Genomic DNA, 19,915 nt, shown 5'->3' with positions numbered 1-19,915 from the left:
CCAGTAGTTGTGAGTTTTACAACGTGTAATTTGTTACATGTTAGTTTAAAATATGGGCCATTAATTTCGTAGATTGAAAAGCGGTAATATTTCAATCTGATTCTGATGGACGTTTTAGAAAGGACTCCAATAAAAATGCTCGGTAATAATTCAACAAGAAGGTTGAAAAACAGCCTATTTTCAAGCTCTTTGCTCATTGCTTTATTTTTAGTGTCCCCGACTTCATTGCGGGCCGAAGGTATAAAATTTGATTATGATGGGGATCAAAAAGCAGACTTTGCAGTACGGCGCCCACAAACATTTTATCAATTTATCCGAAGTTCAAATGATGAGACAACAAAGTCCTCAGTCTTTGGAAAGCGAAATAATGATATCCCAATAACAGGGGATTTTGACGGGGATGGCATCTACGATATAGCTGTCAGACGAGCCTCCAATCAAACCTGGTACATCAAAAACAGTTCTGGAGTAGATACTTTAACAGGTTATAGCGATGGAGTGACCAGGCTTCGATTCGGCACACAAGTATCAGATATTCCTGTGCCTGCTGATTACGACGGTGATGGTAAAACCGATATCGCAGTACGTCGCCCAAATACGCAATTCTGGTATATCAAAAATTCCAGTGGCGTTGATAGTTTAACGGGGCACAATGATGGAATCAGTCGAATTCAGTTCGGCAAACAATCCTCTGATATTCCAGTGCCCGCCGATTACGATGGTGACGGAAAAGCGGATGTAGCAGTGCGTCGACCATCAACGCAAACCTGGTATATAAAAAACTCATCCGGTGTTGATATTATATCGGGCAATGCTGACGGTATAACCCGTAAAGCCTTTGGTCTGCGCAGCAGCGATATTGCAATACCAGCAGATTATGATGGTGACGGAAAGGTTGATCTCGCTGTGCGGAGACCATCGACATTTCAGTGGTTCATTTTAAATTCCACAGGTACCGATTCATTTACCCAACACAGCGACGGAGTTAGTCGTGTTACTTTTGGTCGGTCCGAAAACGACATTCCGGTAGTTGCCGATTATGATGGTGATGGCAGAGCCGATATCGCAGTAAGGAGGCCTTCTACTCAATTTTGGTATGTACTTAACAGCAGTGGTTTGGATAATCAAACTAACCATAGTGATGGTATTTCTCGATTGAGATTTGGCAGTAACGAAACCGATATACCTTTAGCAATGCCAACCAACAGCATTTGGTACATCAGCGATATCGATAATGATGGCCTGACTAATGCTCAGGAATATGCTCAGGGCACCTCCATTGACAATCCAGATTCTGATAATGATGGGTTGACCGATGGTGAGGAAGTTAATTTATACAGCACAAATCCCCTCAATAATGACTCAGACCAAGACGGCGTTGACGATGGAATCGAAATCAACCATGGAACTAATCCTAATTTCGCAGATGAAGTCGCAGAGTTTACGCAAGAGTTTGTGTCTGCACTGTCTGGCGCCTTAGGTTATGGAGATAGAGTCCGAGATAGTTATCTACCAAACGTGTTAGATGCCTACAATTTTAAAGAAGATAATACCGGGACCTTCTACTTTAATGACTTATATGGCTATTCATATTCACAAGCATTTAACTGGCAGGTTAGTGATTCTGAGACACTAATACTCAATAATTTTGAGCTGAACTCTCGTCAGCTTCAATGCGACACGTTACACAACTCATTGGCTCCTCATTTTGATTCCAACATTATTGATGCATTATGGACCATATGCATAATTAACCAATTTTCTATAGATGGGGCTATTTTTAGTTATGGTTTATCCCAAGCTCAATGGACACTTTCAGATGCTTCAGGAAATAAATTAAATCTTTCTATTAATTCCACTATGTCATACAAGTTAGAAATTCCACAGAGTATTGTCGATAGTCTGGGAAGCGATTGGACTTGGGGAAATACAATATTAACCGAAGTCCCCATGGAGACCGAAACCAGAGAGTTTATCACGCAAGAACATAGTATCTTCACCAATGTGAACGATTTCTCCCTAACTGGTTTTTGGGCGTTACCTCTGTTTTACGAACTTCCTCAACATGAACCCCCTTTTATCGATACCGCGACTTTCATGATGGACATGGTGGAGTTTTCAGAAGGCACCGCATCTTCTACGTTATCAGAACTAAATTTTGAGGTTTCACCCTCAGAGGACTCTTTCACGCTCAGTAATGATAATGAAACCTTAGTTTTCACCCCACTTCAGCAAATTTCACAGTCCTATCTTGTGAGAGTAGATCGTTTTGTGAACGATCAATTGAGTCACATATATGTGGCACAAATGTTCAAAAAAGACGAGCAACAATCTTCCTTGGTCCAATCACCAGAAACTGAGTTACCTTTCGTTTACGCTTACACTAAAAAAGTAACTCTCAACGAGTCTTTGGAAAATGGCTTAATTCCTCTGGATAAATTGATTGCACAACAATTTATCTCGGATGGACACATGAAGCGCAATATTTTTTACGATAGTTATGACGAAAATGCCACAGAGTTCTATTTTTCCAAAAACTGGAGTTGGCAAAAAGATGAAACTAAAAATCAGCTGATTCATCAATGGCAAAACAACACACAAAAGCGGGTTCGGTATTGGGAAGTCCTGGACGTTAATGATATAGGAATTATCAGCCTCTTTTCCTACGAACTGTTTAGTTATGATTACAATCGCGATGGTGTTTATACCTCAGATGAGGCTGCTCATTTCATGACTCCCAGAATAGAAACTATCGAATTGATAGATCTATCTGCCTACGGAGAGATATGGTTACAAAGTGATTTTGATGAAGACGGTCTTACTACTGAACAGGAAACAGAGTTGGGCACTAATCCTGATGCATACGATTCTGACAACGATGGTTTTTCAGATAGCGACGAACTCCTTGCAATGACAGACCCCAATGACTCCAGCTCAGTACCTTTATTGGCAAATCAGGTAAACTTTGCCGATCAGGGTCTAACAGATTGTTTAAGTAACAGAGATTCCATGGTTGTATCTGTCACATCAATCAACTGTTCAAATGACAATATTGAATCCCTGGAAGGGCTGGAAGTTTTTACCTATTTAGAACATCTTGCTTTAAATTTAAATCAAATTTCTGATCTAACTCCAATAAGTGGGTTAACCCTACTCAAGTCTTTGGAGCTATACAAAAATCAAATTAGTGATATCAACGCATTGTCAGAGCTGAATAAGCTTGAAGTTTTGTACTTAGAAGAAAACTCAATAGAAGAAATAAATGGTCTAGCCAACAAACCCAATATGACCTTTTTGTATCTAAAAGGCAACGAAATTACTAATCTGAGCCCTTTGAGTAATTCCATCTCCTTGTTATCTCTTGATGTCAGTAATAATAAGTTAACAAGTATCTCTTCACTTTCGTCTTTACCGTCATTGGACTATTTAAACTTAACAGGCAACGAAGATATTCCTTGTGAAGAAATAAACAACCTGGAACGTACAATTTACCCTATAACAATTGTCAGAACTACCTCTTGCCCAGTGGGTGAATTGATAGACTTTTCGGTTATTGCTGATGAAAATCTGAAGTCTTGTATTGAGAGCACAAATTATGAAGAAATTTCAGATATTCGCTGGTTAGATTGTAGCAATCGAAACATTGTCCAGCTTAATGGTATAGAGCAATTCTTCGCATTAAGCTCTTTAGTATTGGATAATAACGCTATAACCGATATTCAACCTTTTTCAGGCCTTGAGAGGTTGAGTGGCTTATATATGAATGGTAATCACTTGACCTCATTAACAGGTCTGGAAAGCTTTACTGAATTCAATACCCTCTCTTTTGAAAACAACTCATTAGTAGATATATCTGCGCTACAAAACCTCACAGAAATATCTACCCTTAACCTTAACAATAACAACGTATCTGATATCTCAGCATTATCAGGCCTACAAGAAGTTGACGAGCTTTTTCTGGACAACAACCAAGTTACAGATTTATCCCCTCTGGCCAATCTGGAGTTCATTGAATACCTGACGTTAAAAAGTAATGGACTCACAAATTTGTCGACACTACCCACACTCAGTTCACTCTATCATTTAGATTTAACTAACAATGAAATTGATGAACTTACAAGTTTTTCAGGCTTTGAAGCTCTGCAACACTTGTACTTGAGCAACAACACCATCGAAGATATCAACCATATTGCAGAGCTTGTACAATTACGCAAACTTCGCCTGGGTGGTAACAAGATCAGTGATTTGTCTGCACTAACGGATTTTGAAAACCTGAGGGAACTGAGCCTGTCTTCTAATCTCATTGAAGATATATCCCCCATTAGCAACAATATCTACCTGTCCGCTCTCTACATGAGCAACAATGATATCAGCGACTTATCCACCATCAGTAATTTCTCTCGACTCAGGTCCCTTTGGGCTATGGAAAATCGCATTGTTGATATTGCTGCTCTGACTAATTTAAAGAGTATTGAAATACTAATGCTAACGGATAATCAAATTACAGATTTAAAAATGCTTCCTGAAAACTCAAATATCAACGCTATTTCACTGGCACAAAATCAAATTACAGATCCCTCTCCACTGGCAAGGTACCAATACCTTACCTGGTTAAATCTGGAAAATAACCAAATAACAGATTTAACTGGATTTGAGTCTCTGACTTGGCTGCATTTCCTAAACTTGGGAAGTAATCACATAAGAGAACTCTCTGCTTTACAAACTGGGTATCTTGACGAACTTTATTTGTATAACAATGAGTTGGAAAGTATTGAGCATTTATACGAATTCAGTGATTTAGAAATTCTGGATTTGAGTAATAATAGCAATTTAACCTGTAATTCACTTGAAGTGCTTCAATCCACCCTGTCTTCAACTACAATCACTCTACCCCAAGAGTGCGTTAATTGACGATGCTCCGCAAGTAAAGGCGTTACCAGGGCTATTTAGCCCTGGTTTTTTATTATTCAAAAAGATTTATCAGGCTACTCAGTTGCAACATTGGCCAAATTTTGGATACTGGATGGCATCTGACTGATGCCGGTAATGATCGACATGGTAAATCCTGGTCCTTCATTCTCCAGTGTATCTGAGGGCAGATAAAAAACCCGGGAAGACTGAGAAGGGAATAAAGCGGCATCGAGTGTGTGCCACTTATTTGCCTTATAGGATTCAACCCAGGCATGACCAAATGAACGGACTGCACCTTCCTCTTCCATAATCACGGTGCCAAGTACCACTCTGGAATGTATCCCCAGCGCGCGTGCCAAAGCGGCAGTTAACACCGCATATTCAGTACAATCACCACTGCGGGTTGTGGCTACTTTAGAAGCGATACTGAAATTGTGCACATAAGTGGGATCGTCGATATAACCGCTGACAAAGCGTTCAATATCCGATAACTGCAATTCGCCGGCCTGTTGAGCAGACTTAAATTGCTCCACCATGGCTTCAACTTGCGGCTCATCAAAATCAATAACAAAACTGCTGGCTAAATGCTTTGCCTTGGCCTCACCAGAATACTGTGGCGACTCCTGAACAACCACCTTTGCGATATTGTCCGCAACTTTAGCTGCCTTAACATGCTGCCAATCCTGCAACCGCGTCAGTATTTTATCAATATTGCTGGTTTTTATTTCAAAGCGTATCTGACTACCAAGCGGCAACGATTGGCCTTCGGCCATTTGTAACGGAACCTGATGCAGCGGCGGAGCAGTTTCAGCAAAAACAGTGCTCCCAAAAAATGCCAGTACCGCAGTTAATAACCGCTTCATGGTAATACTGGCTCTCCAACTACTGACATCAACTCAATATTTAAAGTCACCGGTCCCTGCACCATAGAGCCTTTGCGTAATATTCCCTGGTTATCAGCTAAAAATTCGACTGCAAATGGTCCCATGTCCATCTTGACATTAGCTTGCTCATTATCCTCAACTTTGCTGATTTTAACGGCCGTTGCGGATATCGGATCAGCCTCTGCCACCCACATATTCTGTGTCACTGAGCCTTGTTCAGACCCCAGTAGTTCAAGGGAAACCAGATAACTACCATAATCAGACAGTAATTCTCCTTTGTGTTCTAAAACAGAAGACACAGGCTTACCCTGCATCTCACCTTGTACCTGCCACTGCTCTTCACTTTGAGTCAGATCGAACCGAGAGAGTAATTGACTGTTTTCGATACTGTAGGTAGTGGCATTAATTAACACGCCTTCCGCTGTGCTCCATGAAATATCCACGCCATCTGTTCTTGATAAATTTGACGCATCAACCGGAGCAAGCAGTGATGTCCGGGTATGAGTTTTAATGTCACCGTCTTTATCTACTGTGTGACTCTCATAGCCAAATCCAATGGGGATATCACTAATACTTAACTTAAATACTGGCTCAAAGAAAATATTGCCCGGTGCCTGCCCCTGAAATAAATTAACAAAAGATTTGAACACCGAGAGAAAGCTATCTCTGTATCCCAATTCATTATGCATACACACCTGAAGGCTTTGTTCAGTTTCCGCAGAAAGCCCTTTGATTAGACCTGTAACCCGCTCGCCATTTTCGCCATCCAAGGTGTATAAAGTATCCAACAACAAATATGGTGTATTCTCAATAACTCCCGTATCCAATGCCATGTTGTACTTCCCGGCCAGCGTCTTCTGATTCAGTTCCTCAACTCCAGATAAACCCACTTCTATTACCGCATACAAAGAATTTGCCGGGCCATCAAAGTTAGTGAAGCTATAACATTCAACGGGCGATCCTGAGCCAATATTGATGGAATAATACCAATACCCTTCCCCGGAATCGGCCAACACTGCATTGCCCAGGACTTTGCCATCTACACCCAGTGATTCAATTTTTATTTCAGATTCCTGACTTACCGAGATTTCTCGTGCCATGTCATTCTTGAACCATTCAGGAAAAGTATTGATATCGATCAGATCTTTAGCTTGCGCGTTGATACAGAAAGCAGAAACAAATAGGGAGGATAAGAAGGCAGATTTCATAAATCATTCCTTGAATCATAAATTAGTATTTAAGGAAGGATACACACTAAACCATGCAGAAGAAACTAGCTTTTCTTGTTAACTCAATGTAAAAATTGAAATGCAGGGTTTCCCAACTACACTAAATTCAGTGGGCTAAGCTCGCACACACAACGATAATACTAAGTAATCAGATGAGAGGCGGCATGAACTATTTTGTTACCGGAATCACCGGTTTTGTAGGACAGCAATTTTTAGCGTCATTAAGTAAGCGAGAAGGAAAAATATTCGCGCTCGTGCGACCCGGATCAGTGAAAAAAATAGAGAAGATGCGCTTTGAGCATGGGCTCTCTGCAGACAAATTGGTAGCGGTAACCGGCGACCTGGGCGAGAAGTTGTGTGGTGTCGACCCAGCACAACTCGACAGCGTCGAGCATTTTTATCACCTCGGTGCCGTTTACGACTTAACCGCAGACCAGGCGCAACAAAAAGAAGCCAATGTAACGGGCACCAAAGAGGCCATTGCGCTAGCAGAAAAGCTTAACGTCAAATGCTTCCACCACATCAGTTCAATTGTAGCAGCGGGTTTCTATCCAGGTGTATTCAAAGAAAATATGTTCGAAGAAGCCGTGGGTGTCGAGCAAAACCCTTACTTCCAAACTAAACATGAATCAGAAGCTCTGGTGCGTACCGAGTGTAACGTGCCATGGCGTATTTATCGCCCCGGTATTGTGGTAGGTAATTCAAAAACCGGTTGGATCAACAAGATTGATGGCCCTTACTACTTCTTTAATCTGATCAATACCATAGCTGAAATGCTGCCACGTTGGGTGCCTTTGCCAGTTTATCGCGGCAACCCCACCAATATCGTGCCGGTTGATTTCGTCGCTGACGCTCTGGACCACATCAGCCACAAACCTGATCTGGATGGTAAATGCTTTCATTTAACCAATCCAGAACCCATGACTTTCGGCAAGGTAATCAACAACTTCCTGAAAGCCGCTAAAGGCCCTACTATGAAGCTGGATATTCCAGCGGAGCGATTATTGGATTTTCTGCCAGCTGGTCCCAGAATGTTCCTGAAAAACAAGGCGATTGTTCAGGGCGTGAAAATGCAGGTTTTGGAAAACCTGAAAATTCCCAAAGAGGTCATGCTAACGGAATACCTCACTACTGAATACGATTGTAGCAATACCCTTGCTGCCCTCGAAGACAGTGACATCCGCTGTCCACAACTTAAAACCTATGCCCGCCGCTTGTGGAATTATTGGGAACAGCACCTAAACCCAGAATACCTGAAACCCCACTACCTGCCTGACGTGGTTAAAGGAAAACACATATTGATTACTGGCGGCTCTGAAGGTATTGGCCGCGAAGTGGCAGACAACTGCGCCAAGGCTGGGGCTAAAGTGATTCTGGTGGCCAGAACTCAGGAAAAACTTGATGCCGCTGTGGAAGAAATCAGAGCGGCAGGCGGTGATGCAGTGAGTTACTCCTGCGACCTGTCAGATCTCAACGCCCTGGATGATTTAACAGAGAAAGTACTGAAAGATCATGGTCATGTGGATATCTTAATCAACAACGCTGGCCGTTCTATTCGTCGCTCTTTAAGACTCACCTACGAGCGCTTCCACGACTTCGAACGGGTGATGCAAATCAACTACTTCTCGGCCATTCGTCTGACTATGAACCTGCTGCCCTCCATGGTTGAGCGCAAAACGGGCCACGTCGTGAATATTTCAACCATTGCCGCCATGAGTTCCGGTAGCCCGAGATTCTCATCTTATACCGCTTCAAAAAGCGCGCTGGATGCCTGGTCCAATACCGCGGCCTTTGAATATGCCTCTGATAACATTCAGTTTACCAATGTTCACATGCCGCTGGTACGCACTAAGATGATTGCCGCCACAACGCAATATCAAAGTGTTAATGTGTTAACTACTGAACAGGCCGGAAAACTGGTTAATAGCGCGCTGATCAATCGCCCTGCAGAGGTTAACACCATGACGGGCACCATCATCAGACAGTTGGGTATCCTGGCTCCGCAATTAAATCACCTGGTATTCTCCACTCTGTATCAGTTAACCGATGACTCAGAAGCTGCCAAAGCCTCGGCATCGGCCAAACCGGTTGAAGATGATAAGCATGCTATCGCCGATAAAGCGATGGACGCATTGCAACGCCTGAAGCTAGACAAGGAGACACTGGAAGCCGTGGACAACCTACTGCGCGGTTACCATACCTGACGGAATGCCTGTACAGGCTACCCCTACAGATATTCTACTTAAAATTAAAAAGGTGCTGCTCGAAAGAGCCGCACCTTTTTTATTATGAGAATCAGCCTTTCAGAGCTTGTCGATACGCCTCTACCGGCAATCCACCAACACCCCAATTGGCCAGCTCCACTTCGCTGATCACCACATGGGTAGTAGCCGGATCTTTGTCAATCTCCCGCTGTAACAACTCGGTAACGCCTTTGATCAGGTTCGCTTTTTGCACTGCGCTGATCCCTTGCCCACTTTCTCCACCTTCTTTAGTAATTTGAATTTTTACGTATGGCATTTTTAACCTCCTTTAGGGTTTATCTGCATACATTTTATTGACGATACGCCACTGCCTGTCTTCCCGCAGTAACCCCAGAAAATCGATAAACACGTCATCCAATAACGGACATAACACCTTAGCCATCGCCTGTTCACCTATAATTTCCAGCGACAGTATCTGATAATCAAAAGTAGCACCTGTCTCAGCCGGAACCGGACGGCCTTCTACCCGCGACAACCACTGATTGAGGTCCCGGCGAATGCCCGGTGCCTTGAGCACGCAGTCTTCACTAAAAAGTGTGCGTAGCAACCCAGTATTGGCAAAATGCAATCCTTCGAAATAGTGCTGAACAATTTGTCGAATCTGGCTTTCAACGTCTGACATGGATGAAGTTTCAGATTGTTCAGCCAACACTTTCAACATCCTTATTTTGCTCTGCCAACGCAGTCTGGAATGCTTCATGATTTAACACTTGCTGAATCATGCGCTGCGCTTTTTCACCTATGCGGATATCCACCGGAAAAAACTGACCCCAGCGGGAATACACTGCCAATAGCACATCTGCCGGAGATAATTCAGTGCCCCGCAAATATGGCCCATCACCCAATTTATCTTCCACAACTTGCCACAATTGATTGATGGCCTGGGCGGCGGCATTGAAAAATTCAAGGCGCAACTGTTCATCCTGAATGTGATTAGCCGCAAAAAATAAACGACTGTAAGCCGGATGCATACTGGCGTTTGCCAACATCATGTGTTCAATTGCCGTCTGTCTCGCCTCGCCACTGACCGGCATCAACTGGTTTGGATGACTATCCAGTAAATGCAGGATAATGGCGGCGCCCTCGGTGTAAAGTCGATTACCTGATGCCAACGCTGGCACCATTTTAGTGGGATTAACGGTTTCATAATCGCTGATGGATTTAGCGGCTCTGAGAGTTGGCGATTGTCCCAGCAATTTCAAAATCGTGTGGGTAGCCAAAGAACAAGAATCAGGCACATAGTAAAGGGTATACATTGCATTACTCTCCAGGTTAACCAGCAAAATTGCTGTAGGAACAGTTTGCGCTGTAAAAACAGCAACAAAAATACTACAAATGGAATTTCATTAGTGCCAAAATGGAATTAATTAAATCTTTCGCACAAGTTTAATGAATAAATTACGGGGTATGTTTCTGTTTAGTCGTCTGGCTGAACTGGGTAGCTTTATCGCGGTGGCAGAAGAAATTGATTCCACCGCTTCAATGGTGAGCAAAGAAATTCAAAAGCTGGAGCAGGACATTGGTGCCCGCCTGATGCACCGCTCTACCCGAAAGATTCAGTTAACGCCTGTGGGAGAAGGCTATCTGGAGCGTTGCCGACAGATATTAGCCCAGGTAAACGAAGCTGAAGCCTATGTGCAGCAAAGTCAAAATAGTATGCGCGGAAAATTGCGCATCAATATGCCTATGGTATTGGGCCTGACGGATCTGAGCCTGGTCATTGCCGATTATATGCGCACTTATCCGGATGTAGAGCTGGACATTCATTTGGGAGACGAGAGCGTAGACCTGTTGGAAGGCGGTTTTGATCTTGGCTTTCGCGCCAGCAGTCAGTTGCTGGATTCGGGATATGTTGGCAAACCTTTAAAAGCGTTTGATTATCATATTTGTGCTGCACCGCAATATTTAAAAAACCATGCCCCGATTAAAACTGTCCAGGATCTCACCCGGCACAACTGCTTTGAATACAGTTATTTCAAAGGTGGTAAGGTATGGCCGGTGGCACAGGGCATCAAAATCAAGGGCAACCTAAAAGCCAATAACACGCTAATGATTCGCGACGCCGTGGAAGCCGGGTTAGGTCTGGCCTTTTTGCCCGGCTTTGTGGCCAAACCGGGATTGAACAGTGGTCGCTTGCAGGAAGTGTTAGAAGAACAACCTAAACCTAAGCTCACCCTGTACGCCCTGTACCCCAACAGAAAGCACCTGCCGCCAGCACTGTCTAAATTTATTGAATTTATTCAAATCTGGTTCGCCAAATCAGGTAAATAAGACTTACTTAAAACTCAGCAGCAAAACTCTCTTTAGCAAACTGCACTTTTTTCTTTTCCCTGGCTGATTTTTTCGTTACCAGCGACAGGTTAAAATCATAGTTAAGCTTATCTGGTTTTATCAGTCGAATTTCACCGCGATTTAGCTCCTGTTGGATTTGGCTTTGAGGTAAATAGCCCAGATAACAACCCGACATCACCATCACCTTGCGGGTCTCAAACTGATAAGCTCTCGCAGACAAATTGAGATGCCGCAACTGCTCTTGCCCCATGTGATCAATTTCAATCCCAGGGTGAATAGCCTGTTGTTGCTCCAATGTTGCTTCAGTAATATCCGAATCCAACACTGAAAACAGTGGATGGTCTTTGCCACAACACAGGAAAATGGGCTCTGAAACCAGCGGCGCATACTCCAGCCCGTCGATATTGTGATACGGCGGGATCAGGCCAACATGGGCTTTATCAGCCAACAACGCCTGCTCAATGTTAGCCAATGATTCGATGTCCAGCACCAGGTGCAAATTACCAGCTTGTTGATTAATTTTAGCGATGACTTTGGCGAGCTTTTTCTGATATTCACCGGACAGCTGATCTGAACAGAGTATCACCAGCTCGCCACTCATGGCTTTGCCTAAATTACTCACGAGAAACGAAAAATCCGTCATGGAGTCAAACAGCGTCAATGCCGCGTGATACACCTGCTGTCCTTCTTCAGTCAGCGCAAAGCCCCCTCGCCCACGACGACACAGGGTTAGCCCCATTCGGGTCTCAAGATTTGACATATGGACACTAATGGTGGAACGCGTGACATTCAGACTGGACTCTGCCGCCGCAAAGCCACCGCTTTCAACCACGGTTTTAAAGATACGCAGCAACCGTAAATCATACTCTGTGATGGGTTTAGGAATAACCGAAGAACGTTTCAATGTTTTATGATTTTAAAACTGAATTAACTTAGTTTGATTTTGAAGCCAGTCGTAACATAAATCAAGGAGGTGAGAGTTTTTCCTTGAATCAAGTTGAAATTGAATCACCTCACAAATAGTTCATTCTAAAAGTCACCACAATTCTATGTTCGAAGTACCTTTCCGGGGTTCCCTTTTACGCGCTATAACTTCCGCTTTCATATCAGATGCCATCAACCAAAATAGGTAATGTAAAACTACAAACAAAAGGCGACCCGCAGGCCGCCATTACTTACAACATGAAGCTGATGTTGATTAACTACAGAAGTTATAAATCTTATTTAATTCAATCACTGTGTTCACAAAAGTATGCTCGTGATTATCGCTGAAGAAATAATAGCTGATATCACCAGGCAACATCACAATACCGATACCCCCATAACCTGACATATAGGGGATCCAGGTATCATTGCTGCAACCCAGGGCCTGCTTCGCATTCCAGCCCCAAAATCCATTCTGATACTTATCGATACTGCTGCCAGCATCCAGTCCACGGTTTGTGGTTTGCTGCATCGCATCGGCCAGCAATGTGGGATCCAACATAGTGACGCTATTAATTTTGCCGTCGTCCTTATTCAGGAACTCAGCCAGCTTTACGACATCATCGCGATGATAGGTTAAGCCATAGCCGGTGTAAGCCTGTGCCGCAGTATCAAATGTGCGTAACGTGGTATAGGTAACCGGACTCAAATCCAATGGTTTCCACAATTCTTCCACCAGCATATCCGCATAGAATTCCGCACCACTGCCTTCCCAAGCCTGATAAAGCGCATTGATCCCCTTGCCCAATATGTAGGTGTCAGTAGTGTGATACACCCATTTAGTGCCGGGCGTGGCTTTGCGACTGTAACTACAGGAGAAACTGGATTTCTGACTGTCGGTATAGGTTAAAAAGAATCCATTCAACATAGCGGTAGAAGCTTCATCAGCCTGAAAGGCATCTGAGTCGTAATTGCCGGTAGCCATATCCAGTGCATCTTCCAGAGTAACATCACTCCACTGAGAGCCGCCACAGGAAGACACCCAGTTAGCCACCGAAACATCCTTCTGACTACCAGCGTATTTGTGTTCCAGGCGCATAAGCCCAATACCGCCCACTACCGATTTTGCTGTGGAATAAGACGGCAGCGCCATGACGTCGCAATAAGGGTAACTGCCGTATCGGGTTTCGCAACCGCCGGTATAATGGGTACCATCTACCACAACGCCAAAGGAACTGCTATGGGCGGCTGATTGTTCACTACCAATCACGGATACCTGCAGGTTTGCAGCCGGATAATCGTTGTCCAACTCGGATACAGGCTTAACCGGCATACGACTGGCTACTTCAGCTTCGTAATCCACCTGCAGTTGTTCTGCACCAGTAACGGCGTATGGCGAATACTGCGCACCTAAAATCCCCCAACTATTAAACTTAAAATACGCACAGGTTTCTGACGCAATTTGATAGGCTACATTGGATACCGAACCATCGTCTTTAAACAGGAAGGTCATTACCCCGTTATGGGTACAGTTTGCACCGTTTTCCTGTAATGCAAATGGCAATGCCACCCGTGAATAATTATTGTCACTGTTTTCCTGCCAAACGCGACCAGGCTCAATAATATAAGACCAGGCCGGATGACTGGTGGCGATCAGACCTCGCTCTACCGGAATTATGTGCGTTCCGTGCTGAACAAACTCAAAACTGAATTCGGGTAAATGCTCTGGATCTGTGTAGGAGCCCGCCAGACTGGTACCCTGCTCTACCAAATTCCCGGTGGTACTTTCGTTCAACAACTCCAGTTCACCGGAAAACTGATGAGTTGGATTTTTAGCTTCGGCCGGAACGGCAAAGGCAGAGAAGTCAGTTAAGCTGGTGTAACCAGAAAATAAAGTACTGTAGGTCATGGCGCTGCGACTGACATTGCCACTGCCATTGAGACTGTCGTAGAGGCTGGTTTGTTGCTCACCGGTAATACTGATGTTGTCAGCCCAGCAATAATCGTTAGTCCAGTTTCCTGCGGCCCGCACTCTCACCTGTAACGCGCCGTTATCATCAAGTGCCACATTGCTGTAACTACCTGAGTATAGGGTCACGCCATTATCCTGACCGTCCACCACCTGTACTACTGTTTGCCAACTAGTGCCGCCATTACTACTGACTTCACCAATGCATTTGTCGCTGCCTTCCAACGAACTGGCAGCCATTTCCATGCTCACATTGACGTTGCTGTAGCCTGCTGTGGATACACTTTGAGTAGCGGTACGAGCTCGGGTAAGCCTTAAGGAGTAGTTACCCGCGTAGACTGTCACCAGGTTGCCGCCATTGCCGGACATTGTCCAGCCATTGGCATCGGCATCCTGAAAGTCTTCCAGAAACACTTGTTCAGCGGTCGCTGAAAGAGACACGAGTGCCGAAGCCAGCGCAAGGTATTTTATCGTTGCTTTCATTTTATTACCTTTGTTCATTATATGCCTGAACAAATATTAATCACAAAGACGAAATCAAATAGAGCCAGATTAAGCGTTTCGATTGGGCCAGAAAGGTGCCCTGGTTTTCACAGGGCGGAATGATCGAAGTTGGTAGATTACTTCCTATCCAGTGAAATGGCGGGTCTAAAGGCAAACACCAGGCAAAGCAGCAGCCCTACAGTGGCGGCGTTGATGAGTGGGCCATAGACTTCATTGTGTAACAATAATGCCCCCACCAAAGGTCCGGAGGCGAGGCCCATTTTGGAAGCAAAACCGCCCATCGCCGCATATTGTCCGGCCTTGTCCAGTTCCGAGCAAATGCCAAACAAGTAAGGCAAGACAAACGCCCAGCCCACCCCGATAATGATGTTGCCATACAAATACACCGAAGCGATCTCGCTAAAATGCAATGCCCAGGTACACGCGGCCGTCACCAGAATACCAACGGTAAGGGGCAGCATTCGTCCGTATCGGGAGCCTAAAATCATAACCAGAAACGCGCCCACCAATGCCACCCAACTGGCTGCACCTAAAGAAGGGCTCATAAACTCAATAGCCAAGCCTTCTTCTCTGCCAATGGCGATCATATAAGCAAATAAGCCCATATTGGCGGCCTGAAATAAAAATATTGCGGTCAATACCAATACTAACAAAGACAAGTTAGGCAGCTGCATCAGGGCCAATTTAGGCCCATTGTCCTCGGATTTTATTTGGCTTTTTACTGGATAATCTGGCAAGAAAATCAACATCACCAGACTTACAGCAGTAAACAGCATCAGTGCATAAAACAACACGCTGGTGCCGTATTCAGGCACCAGGCCGGGCAAATACATCAGCCCCAGGCCGCCCAATCCCCATTGAATAAACAGCAAATAACCAAAGGTCTTATCCGGATCAGCTGTGCGGGAGATAATACCAAACCCGATCCCCACCAACAGGCCACCCAACAAGCCATGCAAACCACGCAGTGCGACCATGGCCAGCGGCTGAGCAATAAAAGTGGAACTAAAATCAATCAGCAAAATCGCCAACATCAATCCGAATGACCAAATCCGCCATCGAATATGCTTAATAGCAAACACCGCTGCCAAAGCGCCCACTGAAGCCCCATAGAGATTCGCCGAACTGACATACCCCGCTTGCTGACTGGTAAAACCCAGACCATCCACCAGGCCGCTAACAACGGCGGGCATAATATTGATGTAAAAGATACCGGCAGTGGTGAGAAAGGCCAAAAATACGCTGGCGGCAATACCATTTGCCGCCACATACCAGCTTTTGTCAGGGGTCTGATTCTCCGTCAATGTCTGCTCCACCTTTGTCTCTCCTGTTATTGTTATAGTTTAATGCGGCATATATCCGCTAACTTGTTGAGTTCGATGGCGGCGTCACGCCAATTGTATTGATGCCCATCACTAACATAATAAAACTGCAAATCCGGGCGCAGAAACACCAGCGCCAATCCACCATAGCCCATCATGTAAGGCACATAATTATCTTGCTCACAGCCCAAAATGGGTTTCAGGTTGTAAGCCCAGAAACTGTTGTTGTAGCGGATATTGGCAAATTCAGTGGCCAGGGTGTTGTTAGCGTGTGGCTGCAAGGTGTCGGACAGCATGTCTGAATGCAATAGCGCTGCAGAAGTACCGGGATTTTGCCACTGTTGCTGTATAAAACCCGCCAGTTTGTGAAAATCGCTGGGCAGCAAGAATAAGCCATATCCCGCAAAAGGTTGCTCAGTATTTCCCTGAGTGCGTCGGCTTTTGTGGGCCAACTCACTCAGCTGCGCTGCAGCAAAAATACGTTTTACCAGCACATCACGAAACACATCTGCGTCTGCATTACCGCTTTTAGCCTGCCACCAGGACTGCAACACTGCGCCTAACAAATAGGTATCGCTGGTGTGATAAACAAACTCAGTGCCTGGGGTGGATTGACGAGGAAATTGAGAGCAAGCATATCGTAATTTTTGCTCATGGCTGGCAACGCTAAAAAACGCCGCGCTATGAGCGCCCCCTTCATCGACTCCATGTACCCGCGATTGAAAATTACCCGTGCTCATATCCAGCAAATGGCCAACAGTAACTCCCTGCCATTTGTGGATATTGGCTGCGGTTCGGCATTGGGCCACCCACTGCGTTACCGGCATCGACAAAATATCACCGTAGCTCTGTTCTAAACTCATCACTAACAAACCGGCAAATATGGATTTAGCCAGCGAATAGGAAGGCAACACCAACTGCTCACAAAACGGATAAACTCCGGCCCGAGTCATACAAGGTGCGGCATAATGACGCCCCTGATAAATCACTCCCAGCGCAGATAAAGCCTGCTCTGGAATAAGATGCTGTAGCTGCAGTCGAGTAATATCGATATCCTTGGCTTGGTTTGCCAACAACGCTAACGGTAAAGGGGGTTGACTCTGCGTGACTGATTCAGGGCTGTCAGTCTCAATGTGTACCTCTGGGTTTAACTCGCTATGCTGCAAAGTTACCTGACCCTTGCCCCAAAAATCAGCCTGAAAATAACCACAGGTTTCTGAACTTATCTGGTAATAAAACGAGCTTAGTTTTTTACCGGGTGTGATATCCAACAACAATGCCCCGTTGTGCACACAGTTTTGATTCTTTTCCACCAAGGCAAAGGGCAATGCCACCTGCAACTGTTGACTTTGCGCTGACAAGCTAACCACCTTGCCAACACCCAAAATATAATCCCACGTAGGGTGCTGAGTTTCCTGAAGTTGGCGGTTATGGGGTACAAAACGATAACTCCATGGCGCTTTGTCTGAGGGTTGTTCAGTCCTGGACTTTTCTGCAATCACCCTGAAATCCAATTGCATTTCAGGCAATACCTGACGGTTTTCGCCAAAGGTAGCCGGAAGCGTGTTTTGAGAGTATTGATAATCCTCAGGCGGCGAAAAAATGTAGATCCTGGATCTGTCGGGATCCGGTTTTAATCTGATGCGGCCAGAACTCAGGGTTACCGGAGCATTACTTTGCTCTGACAAGTTAAACATGGCCATAGTCTTGGGTGCGCTTTCAGATAGTTCAGGCAACATCAAATTTGCTGCTGAAAGCCTGCCGGACTTGTTAGCTGCCAGCGGATTTTGAGCAGCCAATACCCAAGTCAAATTGCCCCACAATAACAGTAGTATTACAGCTAAAGGGCTGACTAAGCGCCAGTTTTCAAGCACTCCTTTACGCGACCTGTGCATCAGCAAGGCACTCCAAGCGCCTGTAATTGCTGTCGAAGAGGTCTCAGGTGGGCTTCATAACAGCGCCATTTTTCCACTGAGCCTTGATAGATTGGTTGTCGAATCTGGGTAGCACTGGCAGTGTTGGAAGGGGCCTGATTACGCTGAGTCTGGGTATACTCATCTCGCCACGGCAAATTACAAAACGCAAAGAGTTTACGCCCTTCCTGTTCAGGCTCAGCCACTAACTTCTCATAATGAATGTCATAAACGGCGTCACCCAGAGATTGTAACCATTGCTGCATTAACCGGTAGTGGGCAGCATAATAGCGAGCCAGTTCATCCAGTTGATAAGAAAACGGATATCCATGGGTAAACAGATTCTTGTAGATGGCATAGCAGGTATCCATCGGAGAGCGTTGCACATAAATAATTTTCGCAGCAGGCAGCGCTCTGTTGATCAGCGGCATATTCAGTGAGTTTAAGGGCAACTTATCGATGAAATGCCGGGTGTGCCCCGTTTCAGGTCGGGTACTGTCGATGTACGACTGTCCCAATTTAGCAAAATCGATACTCCCAGATTGCCGGATCAGTTCCTGTGGCGTTCTGGCGTTGTGCCCCTGTACTTTGACCTGCTCCATCATTTGCAAAGCAAAGTTGTTTAACTCACCCGCGATATGTACCTGTGGGTCCTGACTGAGCAGACGCTCCACCAGTGTTGAGCCGGTTCTTGGTAATCCCAGAATAAAGAGTGCTTCGTCATTTTCATAGCCGGCAACGGTATCTGCAGTGTAATCGAACCAGTCAGCATCAAACTGAGTGGCTAAATGCGTTAAAATCGCTTCGTCTCTGGCCACATCATATTGCATGATACTGCGTCTGGCATTAGCTCCTTGCTGCAAGGCGGTGAAGCTGTCGTCATATTCACCTATATCCTCCAGTTCTTTGGCCAATGCATAGCACACCTGAGCAGTTTGCAAAAAGTGTCCAGAAGTTTTGGCCAGCACCGATTCTAACTGACCAATATGATTATTCTCGTGAGTTTGCTTACGCAACCCCGAACGCAATAACTGCGCTTCCGTATCCAGTGGGTTCAGTTGCAGAGCTTCGTCCAGAGAAGCTTCTGCAGCGTCAATATCCCCCAAATAACGCTGCACCGACGCCAGGTTAAATAATAATTGGGAGCGTAGAGCGGAATGTTTGGGGGACTCAGCATTAAGTGAGTTCAGTGCTTTTTGATATTGTGATTGCGCTTCGTCATAGCGCTGCAAGGCATTTAACACCAGAGCTAATTCGCTGTAAAAATCCAGCGAATCGCCATTGATATCAAGCAACTTCGTCACTAATGCGTCAGCTTCTTTGCGACGCTGCATACGCAGCAAAGTATGAGCTTTGTGCAATTGCCAGCGTTCATTTTCCGGTTCGATTTTAATAGCCGCTTCGATATGCTGTATGGCCAGTTCAAACTGTTGCATCTGAAAGGCTAAAAAGCTGCTGGCAAACCAGACATCTGCTGAAGTGGAACAGCGAGCAATAAGTTGGTCACAGGCCTGACGCGCGGGTTTTGCTTGCTGCCGATTTATGATTTCCCAGATATCATCCAGCGCCGCTTCAAGCGCTTGCGACTTTGGTAAAAGAGATTCTGAAGATGAAGAGAACTGCAATATAAACCGCCTGCTTTGAGTATTCACATTATTCGCGATAAAAAACAGGAAAGCCAGTGTTGCCACTGACCTCCTGCT

The 19,915-nt window shown here is 45.1% G+C and carries 13 protein-coding genes; 3 read left to right on the top strand and 10 right to left on the bottom strand.

The window, feature by feature from the left end; translation table 11 throughout:
- Positions 1 to 135: 135 nt before the first annotated feature.
- On the top strand, positions 136 to 4,911 hold the full coding sequence (locus ACXAD8_RS00780; protein WP_475224005.1) for a leucine-rich repeat domain-containing protein: 4,776 nt from the start codon (positions 136 to 138) through the stop codon (positions 4,909 to 4,911).
- Positions 4,912 to 4,985: 74 nt separating this feature from the next.
- On the opposite strand, the gene ACXAD8_RS00775 is transcribed toward ACXAD8_RS00780, so the two are convergent.
- Positions 4,986 to 5,774, bottom strand: a complete 789-nt coding sequence (locus ACXAD8_RS00775) for a transglutaminase-like domain-containing protein (RefSeq protein WP_475224004.1) — start codon at positions 5,772 to 5,774, stop codon at positions 4,986 to 4,988.
- On the bottom strand, positions 5,771 to 7,003 hold the full coding sequence (locus tag ACXAD8_RS00770) for a hypothetical protein (RefSeq protein ID WP_475224003.1): 1,233 nt from the start codon (positions 7,001 to 7,003) through the stop codon (positions 5,771 to 5,773). The genes ACXAD8_RS00775 and ACXAD8_RS00770 overlap by 4 nt, the downstream gene beginning before the upstream one ends.
- A 185-nt stretch (positions 7,004 to 7,188) precedes the next feature.
- Between ACXAD8_RS00770 and ACXAD8_RS00765 the strand changes: the two genes are divergently transcribed.
- Entirely contained in the window at positions 7,189 to 9,228 is a 2,040-nt protein-coding gene (locus tag ACXAD8_RS00765; RefSeq protein ID WP_475224002.1) for an SDR family oxidoreductase, read from the top strand.
- Between the two features lie 91 nt (positions 9,229 to 9,319).
- On the opposite strand, the gene ACXAD8_RS00760 is transcribed toward ACXAD8_RS00765, so the two are convergent.
- From ACXAD8_RS00760 to ACXAD8_RS00750, 3 genes are read right to left on the bottom strand one after another with little or no spacing between them, the layout of a single operon-like run.
- Entirely contained in the window at positions 9,320 to 9,544 is a 225-nt protein-coding gene (locus ACXAD8_RS00760) for a tautomerase family protein (protein WP_475224000.1), read from the bottom strand.
- Between the two features lie 12 nt (positions 9,545 to 9,556).
- Positions 9,557 to 9,949, bottom strand: coding sequence for a nuclear transport factor 2 family protein (locus tag ACXAD8_RS00755; RefSeq protein WP_475223998.1), 393 nt, complete (start codon positions 9,947 to 9,949; stop codon positions 9,557 to 9,559).
- Positions 9,930 to 10,544: a glutathione S-transferase family protein gene (locus tag ACXAD8_RS00750; protein WP_475223996.1), complete on the bottom strand. Its 615-nt coding sequence runs from the start codon at positions 10,542 to 10,544 to the stop codon at positions 9,930 to 9,932. The genes ACXAD8_RS00755 and ACXAD8_RS00750 overlap by 20 nt, the downstream gene beginning before the upstream one ends.
- Positions 10,545 to 10,677: 133 nt before the next feature.
- Between ACXAD8_RS00750 and ACXAD8_RS00745 the strand changes: the two genes are divergently transcribed.
- Positions 10,678 to 11,559, top strand: coding sequence for a LysR substrate-binding domain-containing protein (locus tag ACXAD8_RS00745; RefSeq protein WP_475223995.1), 882 nt, complete (start codon positions 10,678 to 10,680; stop codon positions 11,557 to 11,559).
- Positions 11,560 to 11,566: 7 nt separating this feature from the next.
- Here ACXAD8_RS00745 and ACXAD8_RS00740 read toward each other — a convergent pair whose 3' ends face one another.
- The 5 genes from ACXAD8_RS00740 to ACXAD8_RS00720 all read right to left on the bottom strand — a co-directional run bounded on the left by ACXAD8_RS00740 (position 11,567) and on the right by ACXAD8_RS00720 (position 19,903).
- Positions 11,567 to 12,484, bottom strand: a complete 918-nt coding sequence (locus tag ACXAD8_RS00740) for a LysR family transcriptional regulator (RefSeq protein ID WP_475223994.1) — start codon at positions 12,482 to 12,484, stop codon at positions 11,567 to 11,569.
- Between the two features lie 294 nt (positions 12,485 to 12,778).
- Positions 12,779 to 14,956, bottom strand: a complete 2,178-nt coding sequence (locus ACXAD8_RS00735; protein WP_475223993.1) for a serine hydrolase domain-containing protein — start codon at positions 14,954 to 14,956, stop codon at positions 12,779 to 12,781.
- Positions 14,957 to 15,093: 137 nt separating this feature from the next.
- The gene (locus ACXAD8_RS00730; RefSeq protein WP_475223991.1) at positions 15,094 to 16,293 is read right to left on the bottom strand and encodes an MFS transporter; all 1,200 of its coding nucleotides are present in this window, start codon (positions 16,291 to 16,293) and stop codon (positions 15,094 to 15,096) included.
- Between the two features lie 20 nt (positions 16,294 to 16,313).
- On the bottom strand, positions 16,314 to 18,194 hold the full coding sequence (locus ACXAD8_RS00725; protein ID WP_475223989.1) for a serine hydrolase: 1,881 nt from the start codon (positions 18,192 to 18,194) through the stop codon (positions 16,314 to 16,316).
- Positions 18,194 to 19,903, bottom strand: coding sequence for a sulfotransferase family protein (locus ACXAD8_RS00720; RefSeq protein ID WP_475223988.1), 1,710 nt, complete (start codon positions 19,901 to 19,903; stop codon positions 18,194 to 18,196). The genes ACXAD8_RS00725 and ACXAD8_RS00720 overlap by 1 nt, the downstream gene beginning before the upstream one ends.
- Positions 19,904 to 19,915: the final 12 nt, after the last annotated feature.

The sequence above is a fragment of the Planctobacterium sp. AWH2_060 genome, from assembly GCF_056158425.1.
This window is presented reverse-complemented; position numbering and strand designations above follow the sequence as displayed.

Bases quoted from the DNA above. Each gene is read 5' to 3' on its own strand.
- ACXAD8_RS00780 (WP_475224005.1), top strand. From the start codon at position 136: ATGCTCGGTAATAATTCAACAAGAAGGTTGAAAAACAGCCTATTTTCA.
- ACXAD8_RS00775 (WP_475224004.1), bottom strand. From the start codon at position 5,774: ATGAAGCGGTTATTAACTGCGGTACTGGCATTTTTTGGGAGCACTGTT.
- ACXAD8_RS00770 (WP_475224003.1), bottom strand. From the start codon at position 7,003: ATGAAATCTGCCTTCTTATCCTCCCTATTTGTTTCTGCTTTCTGTATC.
- ACXAD8_RS00765 (WP_475224002.1), top strand. From the start codon at position 7,189: ATGAACTATTTTGTTACCGGAATCACCGGTTTTGTAGGACAGCAATTT.
- ACXAD8_RS00760 (WP_475224000.1), bottom strand. From the start codon at position 9,544: ATGCCATACGTAAAAATTCAAATTACTAAAGAAGGTGGAGAAAGTGGG.
- ACXAD8_RS00755 (WP_475223998.1), bottom strand. From the start codon at position 9,949: ATGTTGAAAGTGTTGGCTGAACAATCTGAAACTTCATCCATGTCAGAC.
- ACXAD8_RS00750 (WP_475223996.1), bottom strand. From the start codon at position 10,544: ATGTATACCCTTTACTATGTGCCTGATTCTTGTTCTTTGGCTACCCAC.
- ACXAD8_RS00745 (WP_475223995.1), top strand. From the start codon at position 10,678: ATGAATAAATTACGGGGTATGTTTCTGTTTAGTCGTCTGGCTGAACTG.
- ACXAD8_RS00735 (WP_475223993.1), bottom strand. From the start codon at position 14,956: ATGAAAGCAACGATAAAATACCTTGCGCTGGCTTCGGCACTCGTGTCT.
- ACXAD8_RS00725 (WP_475223989.1), bottom strand. From the start codon at position 18,194: ATGCACAGGTCGCGTAAAGGAGTGCTTGAAAACTGGCGCTTAGTCAGC.